Annotated in this window: 13 protein-coding genes and 1 pseudogene; 5 read left to right on the top strand and 9 right to left on the bottom strand. The window is 62.4% G+C overall.

All coding sequences use genetic code 11. The annotated features are described in order from the left end of the window. The 5 genes from U0988_RS05230 to pgi all read right to left on the bottom strand — a co-directional run. Positions 1–239 (bottom strand): carboxyl transferase domain-containing protein (locus tag U0988_RS05230; protein ID WP_322291583.1); only part of this gene is annotated, 239 nt, incomplete at its 3' end. A 115-nt stretch (positions 240–354) separates the two neighbouring features. Further along, positions 355–1,077 carry an SDR family oxidoreductase gene (locus U0988_RS05225; RefSeq protein WP_322291582.1) on the bottom strand — a complete coding sequence of 241 codons (723 nt, stop codon included), beginning with the start codon at positions 1,075–1,077 and terminating at the stop codon, positions 355–357. Beyond that, complete coding sequence (locus U0988_RS05220; RefSeq protein ID WP_322291581.1) at positions 1,077–2,105, bottom strand: NAD-dependent epimerase/dehydratase family protein; 1,029 nt, start codon at positions 2,103–2,105, stop codon at positions 1,077–1,079. Before U0988_RS05220 ends, U0988_RS05225 begins: the two co-directional genes overlap by 1 nt. 52 nt (positions 2,106–2,157) lie before the next feature. Beyond that, positions 2,158–3,504 carry a glutathione-disulfide reductase gene (gene gorA / locus U0988_RS05215; RefSeq protein WP_322291580.1) on the bottom strand — a complete coding sequence of 449 codons (1,347 nt, stop codon included), beginning with the start codon at positions 3,502–3,504 and terminating at the stop codon, positions 2,158–2,160. Between the two features lie 17 nt (positions 3,505–3,521). Continuing rightward, the gene (pgi, locus tag U0988_RS05210) at positions 3,522–5,045 is read right to left on the bottom strand and encodes a glucose-6-phosphate isomerase (RefSeq protein WP_322291579.1); all 1,524 of its coding nucleotides are present in this window, start codon (positions 5,043–5,045) and stop codon (positions 3,522–3,524) included. Positions 5,046–5,206: 161 nt separating this feature from the next. Here pgi and lepB point away from each other — a divergent pair. The 3 genes and pseudogenes from lepB to era all read left to right on the top strand — a co-directional run. Further along, positions 5,207–5,884, top strand: a pseudogene (gene lepB / locus U0988_RS05205) (signal peptidase I); the annotation flags it as partial. Between the two features lie 142 nt (positions 5,885–6,026). Then, the gene (gene rnc / locus U0988_RS05200) at positions 6,027–6,728 is read left to right on the top strand and encodes a ribonuclease III (RefSeq protein ID WP_322291578.1); all 702 of its coding nucleotides are present in this window, start codon (positions 6,027–6,029) and stop codon (positions 6,726–6,728) included. Then, on the top strand, positions 6,725–7,627 hold the full coding sequence (gene era, locus U0988_RS05195) for a GTPase Era (protein ID WP_322291577.1): 903 nt from the start codon (positions 6,725–6,727) through the stop codon (positions 7,625–7,627). The genes rnc and era overlap by 4 nt, the downstream gene beginning before the upstream one ends. 151 nt (positions 7,628–7,778) lie before the next feature. Here era and U0988_RS05190 read toward each other — a convergent pair whose 3' ends face one another. The 4 genes from U0988_RS05190 to plsY form a co-directional block, all read right to left on the bottom strand. Then, positions 7,779–7,961 carry a hypothetical protein gene (locus tag U0988_RS05190; RefSeq protein ID WP_322291576.1) on the bottom strand — a complete coding sequence of 61 codons (183 nt, stop codon included), beginning with the start codon at positions 7,959–7,961 and terminating at the stop codon, positions 7,779–7,781. Then, positions 7,961–10,510 carry a type I DNA topoisomerase gene (topA, locus tag U0988_RS05185; RefSeq protein WP_322291575.1) on the bottom strand — a complete coding sequence of 850 codons (2,550 nt, stop codon included), beginning with the start codon at positions 10,508–10,510 and terminating at the stop codon, positions 7,961–7,963. Before topA ends, U0988_RS05190 begins: the two co-directional genes overlap by 1 nt. Positions 10,511–10,619: 109 nt before the next feature. Next, positions 10,620–11,711 (bottom strand): DNA-processing protein DprA, encoded by a 1,092-nt coding sequence (gene dprA / locus U0988_RS05180; protein WP_322291574.1) that lies wholly within the window; start codon positions 11,709–11,711, stop codon positions 10,620–10,622. 109 nt (positions 11,712–11,820) lie between these two features. Continuing rightward, a complete protein-coding gene (gene plsY, locus U0988_RS05175; protein WP_322291573.1) occupies positions 11,821–12,402 on the bottom strand; it encodes a glycerol-3-phosphate 1-O-acyltransferase PlsY in 582 nt (193 codons plus the stop codon). A 115-nt stretch (positions 12,403–12,517) separates the two neighbouring features. On the opposite strand from plsY, the gene murI reads away from it, so the two are divergent. Further along, on the top strand, positions 12,518–13,312 hold the full coding sequence (gene murI, locus U0988_RS05170) for a glutamate racemase (protein ID WP_322291572.1): 795 nt from the start codon (positions 12,518–12,520) through the stop codon (positions 13,310–13,312). Positions 13,313–13,415: 103 nt separating this feature from the next. Further along, positions 13,416–14,630, top strand: a complete 1,215-nt coding sequence (hemA, locus tag U0988_RS05165) for a 5-aminolevulinate synthase (RefSeq protein WP_322291571.1) — start codon at positions 13,416–13,418, stop codon at positions 14,628–14,630. Positions 14,631–14,717: the final 87 nt, after the last annotated feature.

Genomic DNA, 14,717 nt, shown 5'->3' with positions numbered 1-14,717 from the left:
ACGGTGAAATCCTGGCTGAAGACATAGACCAGCCGGCCGTTGATAGTGCCGCTGCCGGTAACCACCCCGTCACCGGGGATTTTCTGCTCCGCCATGCCGAAATCGGCGCAGTCGTGCTCGACATACATGTCGAGTTCTTCGAAACTGCCCTCGTCGAGCAGCACGTCGATCCGCTTCTGCCCGCCGCCCATCCGGGCAGCTTGGCGGCGGCGTTCCATTTCGGCGATATTGGCGGACATTCAGATCCCTCGAATTGCGTGGCCGTGCCTAGCCACGCGCAACCCGTAGGGTCAAGTGCGGGGCGAACAGGGTTTCGATCCAGTGCCATAGTCCAGTGCATAGGAATGCACGATGTCAAAAACGCAGCATGATCTTGCCAGCCAGTTTCGGCGAGAGCGAATGCACCGTCCGCAGTACTTTGACCATCCCGACATTGGCTTCATGATCGTTTCGCTCGATCGCACGGATGATCTGCGCGGCGCAGTCTGAAGCCGGCATCTTTATGCCGCCGCGCCCTGCCGTCATCTGGGTCGCCACCACCGGCGGCAGCGCTTCCACGACATGGACATTACAGCCCGACAATTGCGCCCGGAGCGCGAGGGTGTAACTGCGCAGGGCCGCCTTGGTGGCGCAATAGACCGCCGATCCGGTGTTGGGCGCTATCGCAAGGCCGCTGGTGACGTTGACGATCGCCGCTTCCGGCCGCTGCTTCAAGCGCGGCAGCAGGGCGGCAATCAGCCGGACGGGGGAGTTGAAATTGGCGTAGATACAGTCATCCGCAGCGCCGATATCGGGCGGCGAAGCGCGGAAATCATGATCGACACCCTGCCCGGCATTGTTGATCAGAATATCGATCGGGCGATCCCCCAAGGCCTCCAGGATAGCCTGCGCACCGCCGGGACCGGACAGGTCGGCCGCAATCGCCTCGAACCCCTGCTCTCGTGCCCTGGCGAGACCCTCGGCAGAACGCCCGGTCACGATCACACTCGCGCCCTTCTCGGCCAGTTGCCGCGCCATGGCCGCGCCGATGCCAGCCGTGCCGCCGGTCAGCAGGATCGTCTTTCCCGTGATGTCCATTACAGTTTCACAATTCGCTGATCGATCAGGCTTCGCGCCGTATCGAGGATGGTTTTCTCGCTGTCGATCATCGTCCAGCCGAGGGTTTTCATGGCGTGGCCCGCATCGATTTCGCGGACCCGGCCCATCTCCGACTTCAGCTGGCGCATTTCCGGCATGAACAGCGCCAGCACCGGCACCAGGAAATCAGGCATTCGCCGCGTCGGCACCTTGCGGGCCTGCAGCGGAGGCAGGTGCTCCCTTAGTATTCGGGCAATATCGGCAAGCCAGACGAACGGACCGGAAGCGGCAAACCGCTCATTCCGAACCAGATCGTCCGGAGCTTCCAGCGCCAGCACATGAAGCGCGGCGACATCGCGCACATCGACGATCCCGACCCCGACATCGGGAATCATCGGCATCGACCCGTCGAGCGCCTTTTTCACGAACTCGATCGAGGTGGACAGATCGTCGTCATGCACCGGGCCGAGCACGGCGACCGGATTGATGCTGCAGAACACCATCTCCGGCGCGTGTTCGGCGGTCCAATCGCGGGCTGCACGTTCGGCGATGGTCTTGGATTTGGGATAGGCTGCCGTCCCCGGGTTCTCGACATCGGTCCAGTCGCTCTCGTCGAAGCGGGTCCGGCCCGGCGGCTGGCCATAGGCCCTGGCCGCGGCGGAGCTCGTCTGGACGAACCGCGCAACCCCTGCCGCATGGGCAAACCGGAGGGCGCGCAAAGTGCCTTCGCGGGCCGGGACGATCAGATCGTCCTCGTTCTTCGGGACGGCCAGCGGGAATGGCGAGGCCACGTGGGCCACATGGGTGCAGCCCTCGTTCGCCTCCGCCCAGCCGGCATCAGCCAACAAATCGGCCTCGAACACTTGCATCCTGTCACCCGCCCCTGGCCAACGCGCGTGCAGACGGGTTTCGCTTCTGGACCTGGAGCGAACCGTCGTGCGAACGCTCCAGCCGCGCGCCAGCAACTGGTCGATCAACTCGCCTGCGATATAGCCTGTTCCGCCGGTGACCAGGACCGTACCCGCCATGATGCTTCTCCCTTGCCGCGAGGCAGTAGAACCAACGGTTGCAGGCGGCAACTTACTTCATCAGGACAAGCTCTTCCGCCATGGTCGGATGAATTGCCACGGTCGCGTCAAAATCGGCCTTGGTCAGCCCGGCCTTCACTGCCACCGCTGCGCCCTGCATGATTTCCGGAGCTTCGGGACCGATCATGTGGATGCCCACGATCCTGCCGGTCTCCGCGTCACAAATCATCTTGTACAGGCCCCGCTCGTTCCGGCCCGCGACAACGTTTTTCATCGGCCGGAAATCCGACTGATAGACCTTGATGGACCCCAATTTGTTGCGGGCTTCGCCCTCGGTCATGCCGACTGCGGCAATCGGGGGATGGCTGAACACCGCGCTGGGAATGCAGTCATAATCGATCGTTCTGGGATCGTTGTTGAACACAGTGTCGGCGAAGGCCTGCCCCTCGCGTATGGCGACGGGCGTAAGCTGGACGCGGTTGGTTACATCGCCCACCGCATAGATGTAATCGACGTTGGTCTTCGAATATTCGTCGACCACGATTTCTCCCTTCTTGCCCGTCTCGACGCCGACGGTCTCCAGCCCAAGTCCCTCGATATTCGGGTCGCGTCCGGTGGCGAACATGACCAGATCCACCACCTGATCATCGCAGCCATCGAATTTGACCAGCAGTGTGCCGTCATCCTGTTTCTCGATCGACTTGAAACTGGTGTGGAATTTGAAATCGATACCCTTCGTCAGGCTGATTTGCAGCAGCCGGTCGCGCAAGCTCTCGTCATAGCTGCGCAGCAGGACATCCGACCGGTTGACGATGCAGACCTTGCTGCCGAATTCGTTGAAAATGCCGGCGAATTCGTTGGCGATATACCCGCCGCCGGCGATGATCACCCGCTTCGGCAATTCGTCGAGATGGAACGCCTCGTTCGAGGTAATGGCATGTTCGCTGCCCGGAAAATCGAGCAGCGATGGGCGCGCGCCGGTGGAGATCAGGATATATTTCGCGGTCACCACCTTGCCGCTGGCCAGCGTGATCTGGTGATCGCCGGTAATCTCGGCCCGCTCGTGGAAAATCTCGACATCGTGACTTTCGAGCGTTTCGGTATACAGCCCGCTCAGCCGGGCGACGTCCTTCAGCACATGATCGCGCAGTCGGACCCAGTCGAATTTGGTTTCGCCAATATCCCAGCCGAAGTTTCTGGCATCCACCAGATCTTCCGCAAAATGCGCGCCATAGACCAACATTTTCTTGGGCACGCAGCCGCGAATGACGCAGGTCCCGCCGACCTGATGCTCCTCCGCCACCGCCACCTTCGCGCCATGCGCAGCGGCCACGCGCGAAGCGCGCACCCCGCCGGAACCGGCACCGATCGTGAAGAGGTCGTAATCGTATTCGGGCATTGAGCAACCTTTCGCTATTACAGTCCCGCAGCAGCCAGCAGGGCTTCGGTGCTGGCGTCGAATTTGTTACCGCCAGCTTCGATCTTCTTCGCAATCGCCTTGCCTAGCTCGACGCCGAACTGGTCGAACGGATTGATCCCCAGCAACACGGCGTTGGCGAAAGTGCGGTGTTCGTGGAACGCAATCAGCGCGCCCAGTGTCGCCGCGTCGAGATCGTCGCACAGGAAGGTTGCGCTGGGCCGGTCGCCGGCGAAACTGCGGGCGGGATCCTCGCTCGTCTGCCCGGCCATCAGTGCAGCACCTTGCGCGAAGCAGTTGGTCAGCAGGATGCGGTGATGCGCCGGGTCAAGATCGTCGCCCGGGGCGATGCTGGCGATGAAATCAACCGGAATCAGATGGGTGCCCTGGTGAAGCAGCTGGAACACCGCGTGCTGCGCATCGGTCCCCACTCCGCCCCAGGTAATCGGCGCGGTTGGGCGGGTTACCGGCTCGCCCTCGGCCGTCACGGACTTGCCGTTGCTCTCCATCTCCAATTGCTGGAGATAATCGGGAAACAGGCCGAGCCGCTCGTCATAGGCAAATACGGCGCGGGTCTGGCAGCCGCGCAGTTGGGTGTAATAGAGATCGGCAAAGGCCGCGCGCAGTGGCAGATTGGCCGCTCCGTCCGTGTCGCGAAAATGCCGATCGACCGCCGCCGCGCCCGTGAGCATCTGCGCGAAATCGTCCCAGCCCACCGAAACCGCGACCGGAAAGCCGATCGAGGACCACAGCGAATACCGCCCCCCGACCGTTTCGGGAAAGGGCAGTACCCGTGTTTCGTCGACGCCCCACTCGACCGCCGCATCGGGATTGGCGGTCAATGCCACCACCCGCCCGCCGGGATCGGAAACGCCGCTATCGCGCAGCCATTTCAGCGCACTTTGCGCATTGGTCATGGTTTCGATGGTGGTGAATGTCTTGGACGCGATCGCGATCATCGTTGTCGCGGGATCGCAGGCGGCAAACGCCGCTTCCAGCGCGACCCCGTCGATGTTCGACACCACATGGACATCGACCAGCGCAAGATCGCGGGATAGGGCGTCCACCGCCAGCGCGGGGCCGAGGGCCGATCCGCCGATGCCGATGTGGATCAGATGCTTGACCGGCCCCAGCGCGCCTTCGTGAATGGCGTCGACCAGCATCTTCATCCGCAGATGCAGTGCCTGCGCTTCTTCGACCGAGGCTTCCTCACCCACGCCGCGCTGCGCCGTATGTTCGGCAGCGCGGTCCTCGGTGTTGTTGATTTTTGTGCCGGCGAACAATTCTTCGCGCTTGCCATCGAAACCGGCAGCGGCGGCAAGTTCCTCGAACAGGCCGAGCAATTCCGCGTCGAGGTGCGTTTTCGACCAGTCGCACAGCATCCCGCCCTGGTCCACTTCCTCGCCCCATTCGAGGCGGTCCGACAGCAATTTCAGCCGGTCACTCGCAGAAAACAGCTCGGTCAGGGTCCGGCGCGGGCTCGCCTCCAGTTTCGTCCAAACCGCGGCAACTGCATCATTCACGTGAAAATCCTTTCCTAGGCCTGCCCCACGCGGGTAGGGACTGCGTCGATGATTTGGAACCCTCCACACCCCTCCGCATACGATTTTCGGGCCGCGATGATGACCAGCCGCTCGAATCCCGCCGTCCACGCCCCTGCGCATACCTCAGCCGAGACTGTATTATGACCGACGCAACTCCGGCGAATCAGGTCGCGGCCCCTGAAGTGACCAAGCCCAGAACCGAGAAGGAGGACGGAAATTTCTTCGTTTTCCTGCTCAAGCTGGTGCTGATCGTGGTGATCTTCCGCAGCTTCATCTTCTCTCCGTTCAATATTCCGAGCGAGAGCATGATGCCCGGTCTGATTAATGGCGACCAGCTGCTCGCGGCGAAATGGTCTTATGGCTACAGCCGCAATTCCTTCCCGCTGATCCGGGGCCGGATCTTCGCATCCAGTCCGGAACGCGGCGACGTGGTGCTCTTCAAGCATCCGATTGACGGCAGCGATTATATCAAGCGCGCCATCGGCCTTCCGGGGGACACGGTCGAAATGCGCGGCGGGCAGATCATCCTCAATGGCGAGCCGGTGCCCAAGGTCAAGGTCGCCGATTTCATCATTCCGCAGTCCGAGAACACGCTGTGCCACGCCTTCTCGGAAATCATTACTCTGCCCGACGGGACCGGCGCCTGTCGTTACCAGCAATTCCGGGAAACCCTGCCCAACGGCATTTCCTACAACGTCCTCGACTTCGGGGACATGCCGCAAGACAATTTCGGACCCGTAGTGGTCCCGGAAGGCAAGTTCTTCGCGATGGGCGATAACCGCGACAACTCGCTCGACAGCCGCTTTCCCGCTGCCGCCGCGGAGGGAATCGGAATCGTGCCGCAAGAAAATCTGGTCGCCCGCGCTACGGTGCTGATGTGTCGACCGATGGCAGCGTGGAATGGTTGCAGCCGTGGACCTGGTTCACAGCGCTGCGCGCCGAACGCATCGGAAACACGCTATGAGTGCGGCCAAAGCGGGAAGCGGGGCGGTATCGGGATTGCCGGCAGACTCGCGCCAGTGGCTGCTGGCCAGCGGCTTCGCGGTCAGGGACGAGGATCTCTGGTACGAGGCGCTGACGCATGGCAGCACCGGCAACGCGCGCGATTACCAGCGGCTCGAATTCCTCGGCGACCGGGTCCTCGGCCTGACCGTCGCGGCGCTTCTCTATGAACGGACGCAGGCCGCGGAAGGTGCCTTGGCGCAGCGGCTCAACGCACTCGTCAGCCGTTCCACCTGCGCCGCTGTTGCCCGCGAAATCGGAGCCGCACGGCATCTCAATCTGGGCAAGCAGGCGCGCGATGACGGCGCTGCCGACAGCGACAATATCCTCGGCGACGTGATGGAGGCTCTGCTCGGCGCGAATTTCCTCGAAGCCGGCTACGATGCTTCGAGCGAGCTGATCCGGAAGATCTGGCACAGCCGGATTACTGGCGGAGCCGGTATCTCGAAACATCCCAAAAGCGCGCTTCAGGAATGGGCGGCGGGCAACCGGCGCAAAGGTCCCGAATACGCGATCATCGATCGTTCGGGACCGGATCACATGGCCGAATTCACGGTCCGCGTGAGCGTCAAGAATGTCGGAGAGGCCGAGGCGACGGCCAGCAGCAAACAAGAGGCGGAGACCGAAGCGGCCCGGCTATTCATGGAGCGGTTCGGATGAGCAACAAACCATCAAAATGCGGCGTCGTGGCTGTCATCGGAGCGCCCAACGCGGGCAAATCCACGCTGGTGAACCAGATGGTCGGCCAGAAAGTCGCCATCACCAGTGCCAAGGCGCAGACCACGCGCGCACGGCTGCTCGGTATTGCTCTGGAGGAAAAGACTCAGATCATCCTGGTCGACACACCCGGCATCTTCGCGCCGAAGCGCCGTCTGGACCGCGCGATGGTCAGCGCCGCATGGGAAGGCGCAACAGCCGCCGACGCCGTGCTGCTGGTGGTCGATCCGCTGAAGAAACGCCGGCACGAGCTTGAACCGCTGCTGGAAGCGCTGGCCAAACGTCCGGAACGCAAGTTGCTCGCGCTCAACAAGGTCGACAAGGCGGCAAAGGAACCCCTGCTCGAACTGGCGCAGGAGCTGACCGGCAAGGTCGATTTCGCCGAAGTGTTCTTCATTTCCGCCTATACCGGTGACGGCGTGCCGGAATTGAAGGCCCATCTGGCGGGTTTGATGCCCGAAGGCGAATGGCACTATCCCGAAGACCAGGTCAGCGACGCCAGCGAGCGGCTGATGGCGGCGGAAATCACCCGCGAACAGCTGTACAAGCAGCTCCACGACGAACTGCCCTATGACAGCGCGGTGCGCCCTGAAAGCTACCTCCAGCGCGGCGATGGCAGCGTCGAAATCCGCCAGCAGATCGTGATCGGCCGGGAAAGCCAGAAACCCATCGTGCTCGGCAAGGGCGGTTCAATGATCAAGAGCATCGGCGAGGCTGCGCGCAAGGAATTGTCCGAAGTACTCGGGGTCAAGGTCCACCTGTTCCTGCACGTCAAGGTCGACGAGAAATGGGCCGACGACAAGGAAATCTACGAGGAAATCGGACTCGACTGGGGGCGGTGACGCAGACGGTCGGTCGCCCTCTCGACCCGGCAATTTAAGCCGTCACCCCAGCGAAAGCTGGGGCCGCTCACGGCGAAGTACGACCCGGCGGATAGCGATCCCAGCTTTCGCTGGGATGACGAGGATATGAGCGCATTGCACCGCGCATCGCTCACCGCTTCTTGGCAATCGCGACCTTGTTCTTCTTGGCGAAATCCTTGATGGATTCCTCGCTCCGGCCGAGCGCCTTGGCGATGGCCTTGATGCCGTGGCCCTTGCCGGCGAGGAGGCGGAGTTTTCCGGCTTCCTCGGCGTTCCAAGGCTGCTTGTGCCGCTCGAAATGCTCCTTGGCCACTATTCCGCGACTTTCTTTGCCGGAGCCTTCTTTTTCGCCGCCGGTTTCTTCTTCGGCGCGGCCTTCTTCTTGGCCGGAGCCTTGCGGCCCTTCTTCTTCGGCGGCCCCTTGGCGATACGCGCGTCGATCAGGGCGATTGCCTGTTCGTCGGTCAAGTCTTCGGGCTTCACATCCTTCGGAATGGTCGCGTTGTTGGAGCCGTCGGTCACATAAGGACCGTAGCGCCCTGCCATCACCTTCATGTCCGAGTCGGTGGTGGGATGCTTGCCCAGCACCTTGATCGGTTCCGCAGCTGTGCGGGTGCCGCCCTTGCGATTAGCCGCTTCCGCCAGCAACGTCACCGCCGCGTTCATGCCGGTGTCGAACACATCGCGCGTCCCCGCCAGCTTGGCATATTTGCCGTCGTGACGCAGGTACGGTCCGTAGCGGCCGATATTGGCCTCGATTTCCTTGCCGGTTTCGGGATGGGTGCCGACGATGCGCGGCAGGTCGAGCAGCTTCAGCGCCCAATCAAGATCAAAATCGTCGAGGTCCTTGGGGATGCTGGCGCGCTTCGCGTCCTTGCCCTCGCCCAGCTGGATATAGGCCCCGAAACGGCCCGTCTTGCGCTCGACGGGCAGGCCGGTGACCGGATCGTTACCCATCGATTCGTCGTCACCGCCCTCATCCGTCTCGCCGCCCGGCTGCGCGAATCGGCGGGTGAATTTGCATTCCGGGTAATTCGAACAGGCTATGAAAGCGCCGTACTTGCCGCCGCGCAGGGCCAGCCGTCCTTCTCCGCATTTGGGGCACAGGCGCGGATCGCCCCCGTCTTCCTTTGCCGGGAACAAATAATCGGACAGAAACTCGTCCAGTTTCTCGGATACTTCGGACGGTTTGAATTCCATGACCTCTTCGGTCTTGGGCTTGAAGTCCTTCCAGAATTTGGCGAGAAGATCCTTGTATTCTTCGCGCCCGTCGGAAACGGTGTCGAGTTCCTCCTCCATCTCCGCCGTGAAATCATAGGCGACATATTGTTCGAAGAACCGTTCGAGAAACGCGGTCAGCAATCGCCCGCTTTCCTCTGCAAAGAAACGATTTTTCTCCATCCGGACATAGTCGCGGTCGCGCAAGGTCTGAATGGTCGAGGCGTAGGTGGAGGGGCGACCGATACCCAGCTCCTCCAGCCGTTTCACCAGACTGGCTTCTGAGAAGCGCGGCGGCGGCTGGGTAAAGTGCTGGTTGGCGGCGACCGATTTCTTCACCGGACTATCACCCTTGCGCATTACCGGCAGCAGGCCGGATTCGTCATCCGCCGCATCGTCGAAGCTTTCTTCGTAAACTGCAAGAAATCCGGGGAATTTGACCACTTGGCCGGTGGCGCGCAGTTCATGCCGGCCGGTTGGATCGCGCAGGGTGACGGTCGTTCTCTCCAGACTGGCGGAGGCCATCTGGCTGGCCATCGCGCGCTTGAAGATCAGCGAATAGAGCTTCGCTTCGTCCCCGCTACCGGCCTTGTCCTGAGTAAAGCTGGTAGGCCGGATCGCCTCATGCGCTTCCTGAGCGTTTTTCGCCTTGGTGGCATAATGGCGCGGCTTTTCTGGCAGGTAATGGCCGTTGTAACGATCCGAAATTGCTGCACGCGCGGCGGAAATCGCACTGTGGTCCATCTGCACGCCGTCGGTGCGCATATAAGTAATCGCACCGGCCTCGTAGAGGTTCTGCGCCAGCCGCATTGTGTGGCTGGCGGAATAGCCGAGCTTGCGGCTCGCTTCCTGCTGCAATGTCGAAGTGGTGAACGGCGGCGAGGGATGGCGCTTCTGCGGCTTGGTTTCGACATCTTCGATAGTGAAGCGGCCATTCTCGACGGCGGTTTTTGCCGCCATGGCGCTGCCTTCGTTGCCGAGGGTCAGCTTGTCGAGCTTTGTCCCGTCGAACTTGACCAGCCGGGCATCGAATTCTGTCCCGTCCTGCTCCATCCGGGCGACGACGGACCAATATTCCTGCGCCCGGAACGCCTCGATCTCGCGCTCCCGGTCGACGATGATCCGCAAGGCTACCGACTGCACGCGGCCTGCACTTTTCGCCCCGGGCAGCTTGCGCCACAGCACCGGAGAAAGCGTAAAGCCGAACAGATAATCCAGCGCCCGGCGCGCAAGATAGGCGTCGATCAGATCGGTATCGAGCCCGCGGGGCCTCGTCATCGCCTCGGTCACCGCGGCCTTGGTGATCGCGTTGAAGGTCACCCGGTCGACCACCTTGGGCAGCGCCTTGCGCTTCGCCAGCAATTCCTGGACGTGCCACGAAATCGCTTCGCCCTCGCGGTCAGGGTCGGTCGCGAGGATCAGGCGGTCGGCCTTTTTCGCCGCGTCGGTGATTTCCTTCATCCGGGACGTCTTGTCGCGGTAAACCTCCCAATCCATCGCGAAATCCTCGTCCGGCCGCACGCTGCCATCCTTGGGTGGCAAATCGCGGACATGGCCGTAGGAAGCGAGAACCTTGAAGTCCTTGCCGAGATATTTCTCGATGGTCTTCGCCTTGGCCGGCGATTCGACGATAACTAACTGCATAGGAAGTTCGGAGAATCCTTACGTGTACGTGTACGCGAGGGTGGGGCCGTAGATTGAGGTTCGTCAAGTGGCGAGCATTTGAGCCGATGCAAGCGGGAAAAATTGGCGGTCACGCTGTCAGACTGACCCGGCCAGCGGCATGGCGGGTCAGTCGCCCGATAATTTCCAGCTCCAGCAGCGCCAGTTGCACCGCAGCCGCGCTGGTGCCGGATTGGCGGATCAATTCGTCCACGGAAACCGGCGCGGTGGTCAGGAGCTGTTCGATATCGGCGGGTTCCTCGTCCGCAAAATCCTCGCCCGGGTCGTAGCTCCACACCTGCGTTTCGCGGAAAGTGGAGCGCGGATTGCCGTCGAAGCCGGACAGCAGCTCCACCACATCCTCCGGCGATTGGACCAGCACCGCCCCGTCCCGGATCAGCTGGTTGCACCCTTGCGAACGGCTGTCGAGCGGACTGCCGGGGATCGCCATGACCTCGCGCCCAGCCTCCCCCGCCAGGCGGGCGGTGATCAGCGAACCAGATTTCGGGGCCGCCTCGACCACCAGCGTTCCAGCAGCCAATCCCGCGATAATCCGGTTGCGGCTGGGGAAATGGCTGCCACGCGGCTCGGTTCCGGGGGGCTGTTCGGCGATCAGCAGGCCTTCGCTGGCAATCTGCTCCTGCAATTCCGCGTGCTGCGGCGGATAGGCGATCTCGATCCCGCTGGCGATCACTCCGATGGTCTTGGGAAGCGCGCCCTTGTGCGCCGCGCCGTCGATGCCGCGGGCAAGGCCGGACACCACCACCAGTCCAGCATCCGCCAGCGCCATGGCAAAATCGCGCGCCAGCTTCACCGCTGCAGCGGAGGCGTTGCGCGCGCCAACCATCGCCACGCAGGGCTTGGTCGCCAGCGCAATATCGCCTCGGTAGGTCAGAATTGGCGGCGCGCTCTCCAATTCGCGCAGCAACGACGGATATTCCGGCGAATCGTGGAACAGATAGCGTGCACCCGCCTGCCGCACGGCGGTTACCTCGGCCTCAATCCGGGCTGACGGCGCGGGCGTGTACTGCCGCCCTCCCCGCTTGCCGAGATCGGGCAGCGCCTCCAGCGAGGCCGCCGCGCTGCCGAACCGGCGCAGCAACTGCGTGTAACTGACCGGCCCGATGTTGGGGGACCGCAGCAGCCGGATGCGGGCGAAGGCCTCTGCCTGATCGAGATTCATGCCGAAATCTCGTCATCCCAGCGAAAGCTGGGATCGCTATCGTCTCGGTCTGGCTTAGAAGGACCCGATCCCAGCTTTCGCTGGGATGACGGAAGGGCGGGCGAATAATTCACTTCTTGCTACCGACCTTCGGTTCCGTCCCTGCTTTCAGCCGACCGATGTTGGCGCGGTGGAGCCACAGGATCAGGATCGCAATCGCAGCGAGGAAGGGGACGAACTCCCCCCTTCCGGTCAGATAGGCCGCGACGGGTGCCGCCACAGCCGCCGTCATGCCGGCCAACGAACTGATGCGCCAGATTGCCAGCATCCCGAGCCACGCCAGCGCATAGAACGCGCCGATCGGCCAGGCGAGGCCGAAGCAGACGCCAGCCAGCGTCGCTACCCCCTTGCCGCCCTTGAATTTCAGCCACAGCGGGAAACAATGCCCGATTATTGCGCCGACCGCCGCAAATCCCGCAGCCTCTGGGAAAAACTGCCACGCGAGGAAGACCGCCAGATACCCTTTGAACATATCCAGCAACAGCGTCGCGGCCGCCAGTCCCTTGTTGCCGGTGCGCAGGACATTGGTCGCGCCGATATTCCCGGAACCGATGTTCCGCACATCGCCCATGCCCGCCATGCGCGTCAGGATCAGCCCGAAAGGAATGGATCCCAGCACGTAACCCGCCAAAGCGGCCCAGATATTGTCCATGTTACCCTCAGTTACCGTCCGCCCCGCGCTTGCCGACGCGCAGACTTGTTCCTAATCCCGATGAAGTAAATCAGGGCCTTCGACAAGCGCGGGCCGAACCGAAGCGGAGTTTAATTTGCAACCCGACGCGCCAATTCTGCTGTTCGATTCCGGTGTCGGCGGCCTTTCGGTGCTGGCGGAACTGCGGAAGCTTCTCCCGCAGGCCCCGGTGATTTACGCCTCCGACCAGGCGGGTCTGCCTTATGGCACGAAGACCGAGGTCCAGATTGCTACCAGGGTGGCGGGCCTGCTCGGACGGATGAGCGAGCGGTACCGTCCGCGGCTCGTCTGCATCGCGTGCAACACCGCTTCGACCATCGCGCTGGGCATGGTGCGCGAAGTGCTGGAAGTGCCGATTGTCGGCACCGTCCCGGCGATCAAGCCCGCCGCCGCGATGACCCGAAGCGGGGTGATCGGACTGCTCGGTACCGCAGCGACGGTGCGTCAGACCTATGTTGATAATCTCGAGCGGGAATTCGCCGTCGGCAAGACCCTGCTGCGCCATGCCGCGCCGGAACTGGTCGAAGTGGCCGAAGCAAAATTGCGCGGTGGGCCGGTGGACCGGAAGGCGGTCGCCGCAGCGGTGGCCGGGTTGCGCAACCAGCCCGGCGGCGAGCGAATTGATGCTGTGGTCCTAGCCTGCACGCATTTCCCGCTCCTGCGCGAGGAGTTGAGCGAGAATTTCGGAAGTGACGTCGCCCTGATCGACGGCGCCGAAGGCATCGCCCGGCGGATTGCCGACCTTACCCGGGGACAGGAATTCGCGCGCACCGGTCCGGACCGCGCCATTACGACCGGGCCCGCCGAATATCTCGAAGCTTTGCGGGATAGTCTGACCCGCCACGGCCTCGACCGGATCGAACGGTTCTAATCGAGAATCGTTCGCAAAGATCGCGGTGGCAATCTCGGTTTGGAGCGCCTAAATCGCCTCGTGAACAGCCGGTCCCGACCGGCGCTACGACGCAGGTTACGGTGTGAACTACAACCAGATCTTCGACCAGGCGATCGACCGCCTGCATTCCGAGGGGCGTTACCGCGTCTTTATCGAAATCATGCGCAACAAGGGCGCTTACCCCAATGCGCGCTGTTTTCACGGCCATAACGGGCCCAAGCCGATCACCGTCTGGTGCTCCAACGATTATCTCGCGATGGGCCAGCACCCGAAGGTGATCTCCGCGATGGAGGACGCCCTGCACGATGTCGGCGCAGGATCGGGCGGCACCCGCAACATCGGCGGCAACACCCATTTCCACGTCCAGCTCGAAAACGAACTGGCCGACCTGCACGGCAAGGACGGCGCGCTGCTGTTCACCAGCGGCTATGTGTCCAACGATGCGACGCTGTCCACGCTGGCCAAATTGCTGCCCGGCTGCGTTATTTTCTCCGACAGTCTGAACCACGCAAGCATGATTGCGGGTATCCGCAATTCGGGCTGCGAGAAGCGGGTATTCAACCATAACGACGTGGTCCATCTCGAAGCCTTGCTGGCCGCAGAAGATCCCGAGGTGCCCAAGCTGATCGCGTTCGAGAGCGTATATTCGATGGATGGCGATATTGCTCCCATCCACGCGATCTGCGACCTCGCGGAGAAATACAACGCGCTGACCTATATCGACGAGGTTCACGCGGTCGGCATGTACGGCAAGCGCGGCGGCGGGATCTCGGAACGTGACGAAGCGGCCCACCGGATCGATATCATCGAAGGCACGCTGGGCAAGGCGTTCGGCGTCATGGGCGGCTATGTCGCCGCGGATAGCAAGATCATCGACGTGATCCGGTCCTACGCTCCGGGATTTATCTTCACCACCTCTCTCAGCCCGGTTCTGGTGGCCGGGGTGCTGGCGTCGGTCCGCCACCTCAAGGAATCCTCGGTCGAACGCGATGCGCAGCACGCCAACGCCGCGGCGCTCAAGAAGCATTTCCGCGATGCCGGTCTGCCGGTTATGGAATCGACCACCCATATCGTTCCGCTGATGGTGGGTGATCCGGTGCGCGCCAAACGGATCAGCGATATCCTGTTGGCGGAATACGGCGTCTATGTGCAGCCGATCAATTTCCCGACCGTGCCCCGCGGGACGGAGCGACTGCGCTTCACCCCGGGCCCTGCCCATACCGACGAAATGATGGTCGAACTGACAAAGGCGCTGGTGGAAATCTGGGACCGGCTGGACCTGCGTCAGGCCGCCTAACGCCTTTTCCGCGAAGTCTGATTTGCAATAATTGGTCGCAGGGCCGATATTGTCGGCAGTGGTGGAACATCGTTCAGATCAGGCCCT

Source organism: Allopontixanthobacter sp., from assembly GCF_034376665.1.
Lineage (GTDB): Bacteria > Pseudomonadota > Alphaproteobacteria > Sphingomonadales > Sphingomonadaceae > Allopontixanthobacter.
This window is presented reverse-complemented; position numbering and strand designations above follow the sequence as displayed.